Genomic DNA, 15,104 nt, shown 5'->3' with positions numbered 1-15,104 from the left:
TTTAACCTTCACCGTTCGCGGAGTCATTCCCCTTGGGGGACTTGCGACCGCGAAAATCAATCAGGCTGTCGACAATGGCCAAAACCACCAGCAACGGATAAATCAGCTGCATGATCAGCGGCAACGTCACGTACATGCCCACCAGCCAGAAACCGGCCAGTCGGCCCTGCGCCACCAGCCCATGCATCAAAGCGATGCCGGCCAGTACCAGTACCAGGCTCGAAGCCGATGCCAGGATGATGAACTGCGGCCCGATAAACGGAGCCACCACCATCACTGCCACCAAGACCGCCATGGTCTGTTTTGGCAACTTCAGGGCGCGAAACTCGCGACCGAAGCCTCCAGGGTTGTACAACGCTGCCTGCCAGTAGCGCGCCAGCACCAAGGCCAGCACACTGAACAATTGCACCGTCACTGCTGTGGAAGCGACCAGCACAGGGCGGATCAGCTCACCGGAGAGTACCGGCTGCCCCTCGATTTTCGGCATGGCTTCGGCAAACGCCTTGGCCAGCACATCGAAGGTTTGTGCCAGCGCCAGATCGAGCACGAGGCTGAAAGCCACGGCGAACACGGCACTGACCAGCAACACCCGGCTCCAGGGATGCTCGGCACGCAACATGGCGGCCAAGGCCAGGGCACCCGCAATCACCAGAAAGGTGATGGGATCGCCCATGACCCACACGGCCAGACCCGCCAGCAGGCCGCCGGCGATGACCGTTGTAGCATCCTTGAACCCACGCCGCAGCAGCACAAGGCTGCAGGCAGCGGCACTCAACCAGAACAGCAGCGGCAGTACCGCGCTGATGACCACCACGAGGGTGGCCTGCACACGACCGCGCATGATGAAACTTGCTAACGCTCGCATGCTAATCCCTTACTGCTTGTCGACGGCCCGGTCTCAGCGGCCGTGGCTGTCGGTGTAGGGCAGCAGGGCCAGGAAGCGGGCGCGCTTGATAGCGGTAGCCAGCTGACGCTGATAACGAGCTTTGGTACCGGTGATGCGGCTTGGAACGATCTTGCCGGTTTCGGATACGTAAGCTTTCAGGGTGTTGAGATCTTTGAAGTCGATCTCTTTCACGTCTTCAGCAGTGAAGCGGCAGAATTTACGACGACGGAAGAAACGTGCCATTTAATAGGCTCCTCTAAAGGTCCGTGGATTACTCGTCAGCGTTATCGCTGGAGTCGCTGTCATTGCTGTCGTCGCCTTCGGCGGAGTCAGCATGCTCAGGACGCTCACGACGCTCACGGCGCTCGCTGCGGTTTTCTTCAGCCTTCAGCATCTCGGACTGGCCGGTAACGGCTTCGTCGCGACGGATGACCAGGTTACGGATAACGGCATCGTTGTAGCGGAAGTTGTCTTCCAGCTCGGCCAGGGCCTTGCCGGTGCACTCAACGTTCAGCATCACGTAGTGAGCCTTGTGAACATTGTTGATTGCGTAGGCCAGTTGACGACGGCCCCAGTCTTCCAGGCGGTGGATTTTGCCACCGTCTTCTTCGATCAGCTTGGTGTAACGCTCAACCATGCCGCCGACTTGCTCGCTCTGGTCCGGGTGAACCAGGAAGATGATTTCGTAATGACGCATGAATGCTCCTTACGGGTTAGTAGTCTGCCAGCGTATCTGGTCAGACAAGGAGTGAATGACACTGTATGTCTTGCACGGAGGGGAGGCACATGAGCGCCTGCCAGCTCGGCAAGGGGCGCAATTGTAGAGAAGGCGTGGCGCACAAGCAAGGCAATTGGCGAATATTTGAACAGCCTGAAACATATTCACAGGCTACCGGCCCTTTCGCGGGTAAACCCGCTCCCACAGGGACCCCACTGCTTGAAAGCCAGTGAAAAACCTGTGGGAGCGGGCGCGCCCGCGAATGGGCCGGAACAGGCTGAAGATCAGCGCTTGGCCTGACGCTGACGCACGGCTTCGAACAGGCAAACCCCGGTCGCCACCGAAACGTTCAGGCTGCTGACGCTACCGCCCATCGGCAACTTCACCAGGAAGTCGCAATGTTCACGGGTCAGCCGGCGCATGCCTTTGCCTTCTGCGCCCATGATCATCACCAGAGGCCCGGTCAGGTCCTGCTGGTAGATCTCCTGCTCGGCCTCGCCGGCAGTACCCACCACCCACAGGCCACGCTGCTGCAGCTTCTCCAGCGTGCGCGCCAGGTTGGTCACGGCCACCAGCGGAATGACCTCTGCCGCGCCGCACGCCACCTTGCGCACTACAGGCGTCAGGGTCGCAGACTTGTCCTTGGGCACCAGCACCGCCGTGGCACCGGCCGCATCGGCCGTACGCAGGCACGCGCCAAGGTTATGCGGGTCGGTGACACCGTCCAGCACCAGGATCAGCGGCGGCGTTTCGGTGCGCTCGAGCAACTCTTCGAGCATCAATTCGCCCCACACCTGGCTTGGGCTCACCTCGGCGACAACGCCCTGGTGCACGCCTTCAACCCAGGCATCCATCTCACGGCGCTCGGCCTGGCCAACCTGCACGCGGTTTTCCGCAGCCAGCGCCAGCAGGGTCTGCAGGCGTGGCTCGCTGCGCCCTTCCGACAGCCAGATCTGTTTGACCCGCTTCGGATGGTGCTGCAGCAACGCCTGCACGGCATGCACGCCGTAGATCTTTTCCAGCTGACTCATGACTTGCTCTTGCTCTTGCGTGGCGCACCGGACTTCGGCGGGCCTTTACGGTGCTTGGTCGGCTTGCCGGCGGGCTTGCCGCCTTTGTCCGACTTGCTGCTGGACGAGCTGCCGGTGCGGGCATCGCTCATCAGCGCCTTTTTCATTTCACGGCTCTTGCGAACTTCGGCGTTACGCTGCACGGCGTCTTTCGGGAAATACGCCTCGGAGGTTTCGCTCTTGCGGCTGCGCGGCTTCGGCGTGGCCCTGGCCTCGACCGGTGCTGGCTCGGGCTTGTCGGCTTTGTCGGCAGCCGGCGCGGCGCCGCGCTGCTTGCGGCCGATCGGCGCAGCCAGCGTCTTGTCGGCCACTTCGAAGTCGATCTTGCGCTCGTCCAGGTCAACACGCATGACCTTGACTTCAATCGTGTCGCCCAGGCGGAAGCTGCGCCCGGTGCGTTCACCGGACAGGCGGTGGTGGACCGGGTCGAAGTGGTAGTAATCGCCCGGCAGCGCACTGACGTGCACCAGGCCTTCTACATAGATATCGGTCAGCTCGACGAACAGGCCGAAGCCGGTCACCGCGGTGATCACGCCTGGGAAGGTTTCGCCCACGCGGTCCTTCATGTACTCGCACTTGAGCCAGTTGACCACGTCACGGGTGGCTTCATCAGCCCGGCGCTCGGTCATCGAGCACTGCTCGCCAAGCTGCTCAAGGGTGTTTTCGTCGTACGGGTAGATGCGCGCCTTGGGGATGCTCATGGCGCCGGCACGCTTGACGTGCGGGGTGTCTACCTTGGAACGGATGATGCTGCGGATGGCGCGGTGCACCAGCAGGTCCGGGTAACGGCGGATCGGCGAGGTGAAGTGGGTATACGCCTCGTAGTTCAGGCCGAAGTGGCCGTTGTTCTCGGTGCTGTACACCGCCTGGCTCAGCGAGCGCAGCATTACTGTCTGGATCAGGTGGAAATCCGGGCGCCCGGCGATGCTCGCCAGCAGGGCCTGGTAATCCTTCGGCGACGGGTCTTTGCCCTTGTGCAGGCTCAGGCCCAGCTCACCCAGGAAGGCACGCAGTTTTTCCAGGCGCTCCGGCGGCGGGCCGTCGTGCACGCGGTACAGTGCCGGCACGCCGTGCTTCTGCAGGAACTCGGCGGTGGCCACGTTGGCCGCCAGCATGCATTCCTCGATCAGCTTGTGGGCTTCGTTGCGCACGGTCGGGCGAATTTCCGCGATCTTGCGCTCATCGCCGAAGATGATGCGGGTTTCCTGGGTCTCGAAGTCGATGGCACCGCGGGTGTGGCGGGCATCCAACAGCACCTTGTACAGGTTGTACAGGTTCTTCAGGTCAGGCACGACCGCCTTGTACTCCTCGCGCAGCGCCTTGCCCTCACGGGTGCGGGCGTGCTCGAGCATGCTGCTGACCTTGTTGTAGGTCAGGCGGGCGTGGGAGTGGATGACACCTTCGTAGAACTGGTAGTCGACCATCTGGCCGGCTTTGTTCATGGTCATTTCACAGACCATGGCCAAGCGGTCGACGTGCGGGTTCAGCGAGCACAGGCCGTTGGACAGCTCTTCGGGGAGCATCGGCACCACACGCTCGGGGAAGTACACCGAGTTACCGCGCTGCTGGGCCTCGACGTCCAGGGCCGAGCCAAGGCGCACGTAGCTGGACACGTCGGCGATGGCCACATACAGGCGCCAGCCACCGGAGAACAGGCGCAGCTTGCCCAGCGGTTCGCAATAGACAGCGTCATCGAAGTCGCGGGCGTCTTCACCGTCGATGGTGACGAACGGCAAATGACGCAGGTCGACGCGCTTCTCTTTGTCTTTGTCTTCGACTTCGGAGCGGAACTTGCGCGCTTCCTTGACCACATCATCGGGCCAGACGTGCGGGATGTCGTAGCTGCGCAGGGCAACGTCGATTTCCATGCCCGGCGCCATGTAGTTGCCGATGACTTCCACCACGTCGCCTTGCGGCTGGAAGCGCGGTGTTGGCCAGTGGGTGATCTTGATTTCGACGAACTGGCCGATCTTGGCACCACCGTTACGCCCGGCGGTCACCAGCACTTCCTGCTGGATCTTCGGGTTGTCCGGGGTTACATAGCCGATGCCGCCCTCTTCAAAGTAGCGGCCGACCACGCTTTCGTGGGCACGGGAGATGACCTCGACGATCACGCCTTCACGGCGCCCACGGCGGTCGGTACCGGAAACACGCGCCAGCGCGCGGTCGCCATCGAAGGCCAGGCGCATCTGCGACGGGCTGAGGAACAAGTCATCGCTGCCATCATCGGGAATGAGGAAACCAAACCCATCGCGGTGGCCGGAGATACGGCCGCAGATCAGGTCGAGCTTGTCCACCGGGGCATAAGTGCCGCGCCGGGTATAGATAAGCTGGCCGTCGCGCTCCATGGCACGCAGGCGGCGGCGCAGGGCTTCGATCTGGTCTTCTTCATACAGACCAAACTCTTTCGCCAGCTCCTCGCGCGCGGCGGGCTCGCCGCGGTCGGCAAGGCGCTGCAGGATCAGCTCACGGCTGGGAATGGGGTTGTCGTATTTTTCCGCTTCGCGAGCGGCCTCGGGATCGAGGGATTGCCAATCGGCCATCAGAAGGGGTTCACCTTGGGGTATATAGATATGAATTCTGGCATAGGCCTATTGAAACCGGAAATGTCTGCCTTGGACAGCCCCCACCGCTGTGCATCCAGAACGGTAATAGGCCTGTGGAATCAACAAGTTGAATTTTTTGAATTTTTTTTTGATTGGGGGGTTTACAGCCTTGGGGAGCGTCCGTATAGTGCGCACCACAACGACGGACAACCCCGACGTTGTAGTAGAGATGAACGGCGCTGTAAAGCATCTTTTAATCTCGAATGTGTGCCCAGGTGGCGGAATTGGTAGACGCGCTGGTTTCAGGTATCAGTGACCGCAAGGTCGTGGAAGTTCGAGTCTTCTCCTGGGCACCAAATATTTTCAAGTAACAGATGACCAAGGATCTGTTACTACTGTGTGAAAGCGAACGATAGTCGCCTTCTACAGATGATGTAAAGCTTTGCCCAGGTGGCGGAATTGGTAGACGCGCTGGTTTCAGGTATCAGTGACCGCAAGGTCGTGGAAGTTCGAGTCTTCTCCTGGGCACCATACAAAAACCCACTAGCTTGCTAGTGGGTTTTTTCTTGCCTGCGTTTTTTGCTCCGCCCTCCCCGCGCTCCCAGTGTCTACACCATGGTCTGCCCATGAATTTCTCGTCATACGGCCACTTGAGAAACGATTTCGTTTACCATTGTTTCCAAATATGTAGCCGTAAGCGAGGAAGTACCCGCATGACGATCCGCCCGCAACCGCTGATGCGCACCTTGGCCGCCGCCGTGCTGAGCCTGGTCATCGGCGCTCCGGCCGCCATGGCAGACGCACCGGTCACCCTGACCATGTACAACGGTCAGCACAAGGAAATCGGCGAAGCCATCGCCAAGGCCTACGAGGCCAAGACCGGTATTCACATCGATATCCGCAAGGGCAGCAGCAACCAGCTGGCCAGCCAGATCATCGAGGAAGGCGACCGCTCGCCCGCCGACATCATCTACACCGAAGAATCCCCGCCCCTGAACAACCTGGGCGAGCTGGGCCTGCTGGCGAAGATCGACGACGCCACCTCGAGCATGGTGCCCAAGGAGTACGTTGGCGCCAACGGCACCTGGATGGGTATCACGGCCCGTACGCGCATCGTGGTGTACAACCCGAAGAAGGTCGACGAAAAAGACCTGCCCACCACAGTGATGGACTTCGCCAACCCTGAGTGGGAAGGCCGCGTGGGTTATGTACCCACCAGTGGCGCATTCCAGGAGCAGGCCGTGGCCATCCTGAAAATGCACGGCCGTGAAGCCACCGAAGAATGGCTGACTGGCCTGAAAGCCTTTGGCAAGACCTACACCAACAACATGGTCGCCCTCAAAGCCGTGGAAAAAGGCGAAGTGGCTGCGGTACTGGTAAACAACTACTACTGGTACGCGCTTGAACGCGAACGCGGCAAACTGGACACCAAACTCTACTACCTGGCCGACGGCGATGCCGGCAACCTGGTCACCATTTCCGGCGCGGCCGTGGTCAAGGCCAGCAAGCATCCGAAAGAAGCCCAGGCCCTGCTCAACTGGATGGCCAGCGAAGAAGGCCAGCGCGTGATCACCCAGACCACCGCCGAGTACCCGCTGCACAAGGGCATGGTTTCTGACCGTGGCCTGAAGCCGTTCGACGAGCTGCGCCCGCCGAAGATCTCGCCGGCCGACCTGGGTAACGCCGAGGAAGCCATCGAGCTTGAGCGCGAGGTCGGTCTGCTCTGATGACTGCCGCCCTGTCCGCACCGGCGCCGGTGCGCTTCGTACCGCGCCGCAAGCGCCCCTCCATCTGGGTGGTGCTGCCTGTGCTGTTCCTGGTAGCGATGAGCCTGCTGCCACTGGCCTATGTCGCCATCAAAGCCTGGGAAGCCGGCTGGCGCGAAGCCTTGCACCTGCTGTGGCGCCCCTTTGTCTGGGGGCTGATGCGCAACACCCTGTTGCTGATGGTCGGGGTGACGCTGACGTGCATGGTGGTCGGCCTGGCGCTGGCCTGGCTGCTGGAGCGCAGCAACCTGGCCGGCCGCAGGCTGTGGGGCGTGGTGTTGTGCCTGCCGTTCGCCGTGCCGTCGTTCGTCAGCAGCTTCACCTGGGTGTCGCTGAGTTCGGACTTCGAAGGCCTCGGCGGGGCGATCATGGTCATGGCCCTGTCCAAGTACCCGCTGGTGTTCCTGCCCGTTGCCGCAACCCTGCGCAACCTCGACACCTCGCTGGAGGAGTCGGCGCGCACCTTGGGTTGCAGCCGCTGGGGCGTGTTCAGCAAGGTCACCCTGCCGCTGCTGTGGCCGTCGATGCTCGGCGGCGCGCTACTGATTGCCCTGCACATGCTGGTGGAGTTCGGTGCACTGTCGATCCTCGGCCTGCAGACGTTTACCACGGCCATCTACCAGCAGTTCGAACTGGAGTTCAGCAATGCCAACGCGGCCATGCTGTCTGCCGTGCTGCTGGCGATGTGCCTGGTGATGCTGTGGCTGGAACTGCGTGTACGCGGCAAAGCCCGCCATGTGCGCATCGGCCAGGGCGTGGCGCGGCGTGGGCAACCGGTGCGGCTGCGTGGCTGGGCGGTGCTGGCACAGCTGTTCTGCGTGGGCCTGGCGGTGCTGGGCAGCGGTATTCCGCTGGCCATGCTCGGCTACTGGCTGAGCGTGGGGTCGTCGGCAGCGTTCCCGGTGGCGGCCATCTCCAAGGCACTGTTCACTTCGTTGTCGGTGTCGCTTGGCGGTGCTGGCTTCTGCGTGCTGCTGGCCCTGCCGATCAGCTTCCTGGTGGTGCGCTACAAGGGTCGCCTGGCGATCTGGGCCGAGCGCTTGCCTTACCTGCTGCACGCCCTGCCCGGCCTGGTGATTGCCCTGACCCTGGTGTTCTTCGCCCTGCACTACGTGCCGGCGCTGTACCAGACCACCGCATTGCTGCTGCTGGCCTATGCGCTGCTGTTTTTGCCACTGGCGCAGTCGCCAGTGCGCACCGCGCTGAACAAGGCCTCGCCAACGCTTGAGGAAGCTGCACGCACCCTGGGCGCGAGCAGCTTTACCGCGTTCTGCCGGGTGACCCTGCCGATCATCTTCCCGGCCATGGCGGCGGCTTTTGCACTGGTGTTTCTGGATGCCATGAAGGAGCTGACTGCCACGCTGCTGCTCAGCCCCACGGGCATGACCACACTGGCCACCGAGGTGTGGGCCCATACAGCCAACGTCGAGTTCGCGGCAGCGGCGCCTTATGCGGCATTGCTGATCGTAGTGTCGGGGTTGCCGGTTTACCTGCTGACGACGCGGATGTACCTGAACAAGGCTTGATCCGCGTCGCCTTCATCGCCGGCAAGCCAGCTCCCACAGGTATCGCGCCGCCCGCAAGGCCTGTGCAGTACCTGTGGGAGCCGGCTTGCCGGGGATGAGGCCATCAGATGTTACGCAGCATGCGGCGGACGATTGGCCCATGAGCCTTGCCGACGGGCAGCATGTAGAGGCGGCCGAAACGATTGAAGCACCGCACCGAGGTGGTCACGCTCAAGCGCTGCCGGTCCTGCCCTGCTTCATCCAGATCCATGCTCACCATCACCGCCAGGTGCGTGTCACGCGAGGTCAGGACCAGTTGCTGGTCGCTGATTGCCTCGACGGTAAAGAAATCCAGCAACTCACCCACCGCCGGCACCCGCTCGGGGTTGCGTGATGAAAAACCGTGGATAGTGGCAACGTTGAACCGACGCGAGATGAAGTCGCGCAGGCGAAAGGCCATGGCCAGCCAGCCCGGAACGTCCGAGGTCATGGCGCAGTATGCCTGGATGGCGGTCATTGGGGCGGTGACGCCAATGCCATCGCTATGAAGAAAATCCAGTTCAGCCGGAGCAGCGACCAGTTGGGCGGACATGAGCAAGTCCTTTTGTCATGTGTCGCCGACAGCATAGCAACACCTCTCGCTGTAGGAGCGGCCTTGCGTCGCGATGGGCTGCGCAGCAGCCCCGGCAATGTCTGCATTAATGCCGGTATCCTGGGGCTGCTGCGCAGCCCATCGCGACGCAAGGCCGCTCCTACAGGGACCGCGTCAGGCGCGGAATTGGCCAAGGCTTGCCCGTAGCTGCGCGGCCAGGTCATCCAGCACCTTGCTGCTGGCCGTGGTCTGCATCACCACCTGAGCTGATCGCTCAGCCTGGGCATGGATAGTCTCCACCCGCCCACGCACTGCCTGTGCCCCGCTCGCCTGCTGCTCGGCGGCACCGGCGACCCGGCCAATGACCCCAACATTCGCAGCCACCAATTCATTATCCACTCATACAGACAAAGATTAAAAACGAGATCAGCATAAGATTCCATAACACAACCAATACACACCGCATCGCCACCGGAAACCTATCTACCTCCCGTGAGTCAACCAGCCCTCTATACACGAATAACTTTGGCACCGTCAATAATATCGACACCGTGCAGATCCGCATGACACGCCCAATCAAGCCCGCCCGTGAATACAGGTTTTTATTCCCCATCACAAGGCTAGAGTTGGAAAGCATGGTTTCTATGAACTCTAGATAACGATACGATAAATACACCAACACCAAGAGCGATAGTACCGCCAAAACAAAACAGGCCAATACAACTAGTTCCATCACATTGATTATCATGGATTTACACTACGATAAAGTATGTCACCAAAATATTTCCCACCTGAGACTTTACCACAAATTCACTTTAAAACTTCCAGTAGCCAGTTGAAAGTAAAGAACAAAGTCGTCGATACTACAAGCCCCACCCAAGACGATAACAAAACTCTTTTCATAGACCTTGGGAAACTCTCGAGATCTGAAATATCTGCCATACCTTTTCGAACAAACAACCCTGGAATCATGAGCATATTTGCCGCCAGGCAAGTGCGCATTAATTTTCCAACAAGACCAGCCGCTGAAAAGCTCTCCCTATTACTCTGAATATACTTGCATTTCGCTAAAGGTTTTTCGATAGCCTCTATAAATCGACAAACCAAGTAAATCATCACACACACGCTGATTGCCATACAAGCGAGCAGGATAGACGCGATTATCGTCAAAGCTTCGGTACTCATTCTCGCACTCTCTCATAAATCAACTCCCCCAGACCGCCACCCCACACCCCAACCGTAGTCCCCTCCATATTTACCTCCCACCGCCGCACCAATAACGACGCATGTGATCCCTCCAAACCCCGCCGAAGGAATTCCAATCGCTACACACAGAGAGCTTAGCAACGCACCTCCCGCCACCCCACCACCGGCGCTACCAGACATCCTACCGGCCAAGGCGCTGGTCTCTACATATCTGGCTTTTCTGCAATCTTCCTCTCGACCTAAAGTGCAAGCCTTGTGGATGGCGAGGCCTGTAGAAGCCACTTCCAATGCCGAGCCAAGATAAGTCCCTTTTTTTATAAAGTTCGCCGCACTCGCAACACCGGTCACTTTATCTGCATACCTAGCAACTTCCCCTGTATGCAGATAGCTTTTGGTGGATATTTCCAGCATCCTCTTGATCGAGCCCCTGTTACGCAAACCTGATCCGAACGCGGCCATTTTTTCGAGTTTGCCCTCCAGCGTCAGGAACAAGGCCGCTCGCTTTGCATAAAACTCATCACGCGCCCTGAGTGATCCTTCACCCAAATATGCTCTATGCAGTTCATCAATTTCCTCTAGCGTCTTCTTGATGGACTCCAAGGCTTGAGAACGAATCCAGGCTGGCGAGTAGCCTGGAATTTCGTACGACACACACGAGCTTACCTCAAGTACTCTATCCAAACAAAAAACAGAACAATCAGTGCAATCAGCAAAATTTGTACAGTCCACAAGCGCACTAACAGCCTTTGCAGGTCGACGGGAGCCTTACTAACATCATTGCTATCTAATAGCCCCTTTCGAACGCTAAAATATTTCATAGATAGCATTGCAGAAATTGACCCTAGCCGCATGACTTTCCCGAGCAGCCCAGCATGAGAATATATTTCTCTGTTCACGGCCACCATTCGGCTATTTGACAAGATTGATTCGATACGATCCAGATATCGATACGCAACGAATACCCACACACCAAACATCAAAAACGGAGAAATGATTACAAACACTCCAAGCATTGCCAAGTGCAAGTTACTCATCGCACTGCCTCATACAAAACCTCCCCCACTCTTTCTCCCAATACCTCACCAAACTCACCGCCAGCAATACCTCCAGCCGCCCCTCCCAATACCGCACATGCGAAAGTTGCCGTTCCACCGGTGGGAATACCTACAGCAACACATGCTATTGGCCCCAATAGGCCCCCGACATATCCACCCATTCCTCCTAGCCCCAAGCTCGCAACTAGCGAACTCCTCTCGACATACTCAGCCTTTCTGCACTCCTCCTCCCGCCCAAGCACGCAAGCGTTACGAATTGACAGCTCAGTTGAAGCCACATCAAGCGCCATCCCTAAATACGTACCTTTTTTTACCCAATTAGCCGCCTTCGCTACGCCCGATATTTTTTCTGCATACCCTTTAATCTCACCACCGTGAAGAAATCTTTTGGTGGATATATCCAGCGCACGCTTGATTTTGCCCCGATTGCGCAGCCCCGCCCCATACGCAGCCGTACTATCCAGCTGCGCCTCCAACTTTAAAAACAGCGCTGTGCGCTTCGAGTAGAATTCATCACGCGCTTTCAACGTACCTTTAAGCAAATAATCTCGATGTAGCTGCTCTATCCCCTCTAACGTTTTCTTGATAGCTTCAAGATGCTTACTCCAAGCGTCACTAGCAGTACCAGCGCCGATGGAAGCACGGGCCAGTAAGCTCTGCAGCAGCTCAAAATTCTCCAGAAGGAACCCGTCAAACCCACCGCCGTTCAATTCGATGTCAAGGTGTATACCTAACGCCTTACCCATGAGAAATGCCTCATGAGCAGTACAGGATGGCGTGCTTGGGTCACCCACAATTATCAGCTCGCCAGGGAATACAACAGTGTTGACGACATGCGCATTCAGCACATCAAACTTGGCCCGCTGATTCGCGTTCATGGGCGTATCGGCCTTCAGCGACTCATACGACTGCGCTTGCGGATTAATGAAGCTGCGTGCCTCGGACATGGTCGTACCTCACGCATACTTCTTGTTGTTGATGCGGTCCCATCCGCCCGTGACGTTGCCGCCAGCGCTGCCGTCGAGGCGTTTCTGCCGCGTGTAGGTTGTCTTGATGCGCCCGTAGTTCAGCTGCACGACTTCCACTGGCACCCCAGCGCTGGCGCTCTGGGCGTAATCGGCAATGATCACTTCTTCCAGGACGACTTCGTAGTACTTGAGCTTGTCGCCACCCGCACGACACAGCACGAGCTTCACTTCCTTCAGGTGCTGCCCGGCACAGCTTGCCTCCAGCAGCTTGCAGCTGGCACTGTCCAGGTACTTAGTGAAGGTGAAGTTGGTGAGTGTGGTGCGGCCTGATGATGCGCCGCCCGCGGTGCTTGCGGTGGCAGAGGTGCTCTGGTTGGCACCGAACTTGTAGCCGATGATTTCGATCCAGTTGGCGTACTGCTCATCCAGTGCTTCGCCAGTGATTTCCGCGATTTGAACATAAGCATCGAAAGCCATGCTTACCTCTCCTTGGTAAAGATTGGACTGATAACGACGATGTTCGGACATCGTCATCCTGAGGCTGTTCCCGAAGTAAAACGGCGGCTGGTACCGACCGCCTTCAGGCTCACTACGACATTAACCCCTGTGTCAGCCACTGCAACAGCAAACGCCCTATCAAGGAATATTTGGGAAATTTCCTACAGATTCGGCGATGATGACGATTTGATCAGTAAAAGAATGTTTCCTGGTCAGGTTCGATGCTGCTTAAAGCTTCTCCAGCATTTTCCTTACGATCAGGCAATGCACCATGCCGACCGGCAGCATGTACAACCGGCCAAAAGTATTGAGGCACAGCACCGATGTGGTCACGCTCAAGCTTTGCCCGTACACATCCATGCAGACCATCACCGCCAAGTGCGTGTCGCGCGAAGTCAGCACCAGTTGCTGGTCGCTGATGGTCTCGACAGTGAAGAAGTCCAGGCGCTCACCGACGGCTGGCACATGCGTTGGGTCGGCGCGAGTGAAGCCGTGGATATCAGCGACATTGAAACGGCGTGAGATGAAGTCGCGAATGCGGAAGGCCCGGGTCAGCCAGTCGGGGACGTCCGAGGTCATAGCGCAGTAGGCTTGCAGGGCGGTCATCGGGTCAGTGAGCTGCACGCTGTCACTGTGCAGGAAATTCAGGTCAGCCTGGGCGGCGATTAGTTGGGCGGACATGAACAACTCCTTTTGCCATGTGTCGCCGCCATCATAGCAACACCTCTCGCTGTAGGAGCGGCCTTGCGTCGCGATGGGCTGCGCAGCAGCCCCGGCAATATCTGCATTAATGCCGGTATCTTGGGGCTGCTGCGCAGCCCATCGCGACGCAAGGCCGCTCCTACAGGGACCGCGTCAGGCGCGGAATTGGCCAAGGCTTGCCCGCAGCTGCGCGGCCAGGTCATCCAGTACCTTGCTGCTGGCCGTGGTCTGCATCACCACTTCGGCCGAGCGCTCAGCCTGGGCATGGATAGTCTCCACCCGCCCACGCACTGCCTGCGCCCCGCTCGCCTGCTGCTCGGCGGCACGGGTGGCCAGGCCAATGGCCGCATGCACCTGCTCTACCGCTGCCTGCACAGACTGCTGCCGGCGCTCGTTATCACGCAGTACCAGCAGCCCTTCGCTGGCCTTGAGCCCGGCCTGGCTGATGGTCGCCACGGCTTCCTTGGCGCCCTTCTGCAGCGCCGCGATGTGCGACTGGATATCCCCCGTGGAGCTTTGCGTCTTGCTCGCCAGCGCCCGCACCTCATCGGCCACCACGGCAAACCCGCGCCCGGTCTCGCCTGCCCGGGCGGCTTCGATGGCCGCGTTCAGCGCCAGCAGGTTGGTCTGCTCGGCAATGCCGTGGATCACCGTCAACACCACTTCGATCTGCTCACTCTGCTTGGCCAGGCGCTCGATCACCTGGGAGCCGGTCTCGACCTGGCCTGCCAGATTCTCGATCAACCCCGCGAGCTGGGTCGAGGTGCGGCTGTTTTCGTCGGTGGCCTGGCGGATATCCACCACCTGTTTCAAGGCCGCCTGCATCGCGTGGCTTTCGGCCTGAGCTTCGTCGGCCATGCTCGAAAGGTCGCGCAGGCTGGCTGCCACTTCATCGCGTTGCAGTGCCGCAGCCGCATCGGCGCCGGCATTGCGCTGGGCCATCGCGCCAATCTCGACACCGGTACGCTGCGCCACCTCGCCCGCCTCGCGCACGATCGGTTGCAGCTTGTCGACAAAACGGTTAACCGCCGAAGCCATGTCGCCAATTTCGTCGCGGCTGTCGAGCGGCACGCGCTTGGTCAGGTCGCCTTCGCCCGCCGCCAGGTCGTCCAGGGCCGCAATCAGCAGGCGCAGCTTGCTCAGCACTCGGCGGCCAAGCACCACGGCCACCACCAGCAGCACACCCAGGCCGACCAGCACCAGGCCCAGGCCAATGCGCCAGCGCAGTTCGGCAGCGGCATCGCGCACAGTCTGTGCGGTATTGGCCTGCATCGCTGCAGCACTGCCTTGCGCCTTCTCCAGGCGCTCACGCAGGGTTTTGCCGCTGTCGGCGGCAGCCCCCACCAGGCTGTCGCCAACCAGTTGCTCACCGCTGGCAATCAGCGCCGCGAAGCGCTGGTCCAGGGCCTTGAGCTCCTGGTCGATGCCCGCCGTGGAAACCCCCATCACCACCTTGCCGATTTCTGCGCCATTGGGATTGATCGAAGCTTCGACAAAGTACACCGCCGGGTCGTGTCGGGCGGCATCGATCACCTTGTCCAGCGCACGCTCGCCCTGGCCCTTGTCCATCAAAGCCTGGTTGATCGGGTTTT

At 59.6% G+C, this 15,104-nt stretch carries 14 protein-coding genes, 2 tRNA genes and 2 pseudogenes; 4 read left to right on the top strand and 14 right to left on the bottom strand.

Annotated features, from left to right (window positions below; all coding sequences use genetic code 11):
- Window position 1: 1 nt before the first annotated feature.
- The 5 genes from JOY50_RS17340 to rnr form a co-directional block, all read right to left on the bottom strand.
- A complete protein-coding gene (locus JOY50_RS17340; protein ID WP_016489435.1) occupies window positions 2-865 on the bottom strand; it encodes a hypothetical protein in 864 nt (287 codons plus the stop codon).
- Between the two features lie 33 nt (window positions 866-898).
- Window positions 899-1,129: a 30S ribosomal protein S18 gene (gene rpsR / locus JOY50_RS17335; RefSeq protein WP_003249563.1), complete on the bottom strand. Its 231-nt coding sequence runs from the start codon at window positions 1,127-1,129 to the stop codon at window positions 899-901.
- 28 nt (window positions 1,130-1,157) lie between these two features.
- Entirely contained in the window at window positions 1,158-1,583 is a 426-nt protein-coding gene (gene rpsF / locus JOY50_RS17330) for a 30S ribosomal protein S6 (RefSeq protein WP_003249557.1), read from the bottom strand.
- A gap of 305 nt (window positions 1,584-1,888) precedes the next feature.
- Window positions 1,889-2,635, bottom strand: coding sequence for a 23S rRNA (guanosine(2251)-2'-O)-methyltransferase RlmB (gene rlmB / locus JOY50_RS17325; protein WP_016489436.1), 747 nt, complete (start codon window positions 2,633-2,635; stop codon window positions 1,889-1,891).
- On the bottom strand, window positions 2,632-5,217 hold the full coding sequence (gene rnr, locus JOY50_RS17320) for a ribonuclease R (protein ID WP_243055571.1): 2,586 nt from the start codon (window positions 5,215-5,217) through the stop codon (window positions 2,632-2,634). The genes rlmB and rnr overlap by 4 nt, the downstream gene beginning before the upstream one ends.
- A gap of 272 nt (window positions 5,218-5,489) precedes the next feature.
- Between rnr and JOY50_RS17315 the strand changes: the two genes are divergently transcribed.
- The 4 genes from JOY50_RS17315 to JOY50_RS17300 all read left to right on the top strand — a co-directional run bounded on the left by JOY50_RS17315 (window position 5,490) and on the right by JOY50_RS17300 (window position 8,512).
- A tRNA-Leu gene (locus JOY50_RS17315) sits at window positions 5,490-5,576 on the top strand.
- A gap of 88 nt (window positions 5,577-5,664) precedes the next feature.
- Window positions 5,665-5,751, top strand: a tRNA-Leu gene (locus tag JOY50_RS17310).
- Between the two features lie 182 nt (window positions 5,752-5,933).
- Complete coding sequence (locus JOY50_RS17305; RefSeq protein WP_132845026.1) at window positions 5,934-6,947, top strand: extracellular solute-binding protein; 1,014 nt, start codon at window positions 5,934-5,936, stop codon at window positions 6,945-6,947.
- A complete protein-coding gene (locus tag JOY50_RS17300; RefSeq protein WP_243055570.1) occupies window positions 6,947-8,512 on the top strand; it encodes an iron ABC transporter permease in 1,566 nt (521 codons plus the stop codon). The genes JOY50_RS17305 and JOY50_RS17300 overlap by 1 nt, the downstream gene beginning before the upstream one ends.
- Before the next feature lie 103 nt (window positions 8,513-8,615).
- Here JOY50_RS17300 and JOY50_RS17295 read toward each other — a convergent pair whose 3' ends face one another.
- The 9 genes and pseudogenes from JOY50_RS17295 to JOY50_RS29305 all read right to left on the bottom strand — a co-directional run.
- Complete coding sequence (locus JOY50_RS17295; RefSeq protein ID WP_132845028.1) at window positions 8,616-9,083, bottom strand: DUF2867 domain-containing protein; 468 nt, start codon at window positions 9,081-9,083, stop codon at window positions 8,616-8,618.
- 174 nt (window positions 9,084-9,257) lie between these two features.
- Window positions 9,258-9,446: pseudogene (locus JOY50_RS17290) on the bottom strand (chemotaxis protein); the annotation flags it as partial.
- A gap of 447 nt (window positions 9,447-9,893) precedes the next feature.
- Entirely contained in the window at window positions 9,894-10,268 is a 375-nt protein-coding gene (locus tag JOY50_RS17285; protein WP_138736289.1) for a hypothetical protein, read from the bottom strand.
- Between the two features lie 12 nt (window positions 10,269-10,280).
- Entirely contained in the window at window positions 10,281-10,940 is a 660-nt protein-coding gene (locus JOY50_RS17280; RefSeq protein WP_238341947.1) for a hypothetical protein, read from the bottom strand.
- Window positions 10,941-11,319: 379 nt separating this feature from the next.
- On the bottom strand, window positions 11,320-12,291 hold the full coding sequence (locus JOY50_RS17275; protein ID WP_243055569.1) for a hypothetical protein: 972 nt from the start codon (window positions 12,289-12,291) through the stop codon (window positions 11,320-11,322).
- 9 nt (window positions 12,292-12,300) lie between these two features.
- Entirely contained in the window at window positions 12,301-12,789 is a 489-nt protein-coding gene (locus JOY50_RS17270; RefSeq protein ID WP_243055568.1) for a type VI secretion system tube protein Hcp, read from the bottom strand.
- Window positions 12,790-13,038: 249 nt separating this feature from the next.
- Complete coding sequence (locus tag JOY50_RS17265) at window positions 13,039-13,491, bottom strand: DUF2867 domain-containing protein (protein ID WP_132845038.1); 453 nt, start codon at window positions 13,489-13,491, stop codon at window positions 13,039-13,041.
- A gap of 174 nt (window positions 13,492-13,665) precedes the next feature.
- Window positions 13,666-14,370 (bottom strand): methyl-accepting chemotaxis protein, encoded by a 705-nt coding sequence (locus JOY50_RS29310; protein ID WP_405045993.1) that lies wholly within the window; start codon window positions 14,368-14,370, stop codon window positions 13,666-13,668.
- A 201-nt stretch (window positions 14,371-14,571) separates the two neighbouring features.
- Window positions 14,572-14,784 (bottom strand): annotated as a pseudogene (locus JOY50_RS29305) (methyl-accepting chemotaxis protein); the annotation flags it as partial.
- Between the last annotated feature and the right edge of the window lie 320 nt (window positions 14,785-15,104).

This window comes from Pseudomonas sp. BP01, assembly GCF_022760795.1.
Taxonomy (GTDB): domain Bacteria; phylum Pseudomonadota; class Gammaproteobacteria; order Pseudomonadales; family Pseudomonadaceae; genus Aquipseudomonas; species Aquipseudomonas putida_Q.
The sequence above is the reverse complement of the archived record's forward strand: the minus strand, read 5'-3'. Positions and strand labels throughout refer to the sequence as shown.

Excerpts from the sequence above, each read along its gene's own strand:
- JOY50_RS17340 (WP_016489435.1), bottom strand. The coding sequence starts at position 865 with ATGCGAGCGTTAGCAAGTTTCATCATGCGCGGTCGTGTGCAGGCCACC.
- rpsR (WP_003249563.1), bottom strand. The coding sequence starts at position 1,129 with ATGGCACGTTTCTTCCGTCGTCGTAAATTCTGCCGCTTCACTGCTGAA.
- rpsF (WP_003249557.1), bottom strand. The coding sequence starts at position 1,583 with ATGCGTCATTACGAAATCATCTTCCTGGTTCACCCGGACCAGAGCGAG.
- rlmB (WP_016489436.1), bottom strand. The coding sequence starts at position 2,635 with ATGAGTCAGCTGGAAAAGATCTACGGCGTGCATGCCGTGCAGGCGTTG.
- rnr (WP_243055571.1), bottom strand. The coding sequence starts at position 5,217 with ATGGCCGATTGGCAATCCCTCGATCCCGAGGCCGCTCGCGAAGCGGAA.
- JOY50_RS17305 (WP_132845026.1), top strand. The coding sequence starts at position 5,934 with ATGACGATCCGCCCGCAACCGCTGATGCGCACCTTGGCCGCCGCCGTG.
- JOY50_RS17300 (WP_243055570.1), top strand. The coding sequence starts at position 6,947 with ATGACTGCCGCCCTGTCCGCACCGGCGCCGGTGCGCTTCGTACCGCGC.
- JOY50_RS17295 (WP_132845028.1), bottom strand. The coding sequence starts at position 9,083 with ATGTCCGCCCAACTGGTCGCTGCTCCGGCTGAACTGGATTTTCTTCAT.
- JOY50_RS17285 (WP_138736289.1), bottom strand. The coding sequence starts at position 10,268 with ATGAGTACCGAAGCTTTGACGATAATCGCGTCTATCCTGCTCGCTTGT.
- JOY50_RS17275 (WP_243055569.1), bottom strand. The coding sequence starts at position 12,291 with ATGTCCGAGGCACGCAGCTTCATTAATCCGCAAGCGCAGTCGTATGAG.
- JOY50_RS17270 (WP_243055568.1), bottom strand. The coding sequence starts at position 12,789 with ATGGCTTTCGATGCTTATGTTCAAATCGCGGAAATCACTGGCGAAGCA.
- JOY50_RS17265 (WP_132845038.1), bottom strand. The coding sequence starts at position 13,491 with ATGTCCGCCCAACTAATCGCCGCCCAGGCTGACCTGAATTTCCTGCAC.
- JOY50_RS29310 (WP_405045993.1), bottom strand. The coding sequence starts at position 14,370 with ATGGCCGACGAAGCTCAGGCCGAAAGCCACGCGATGCAGGCGGCCTTG.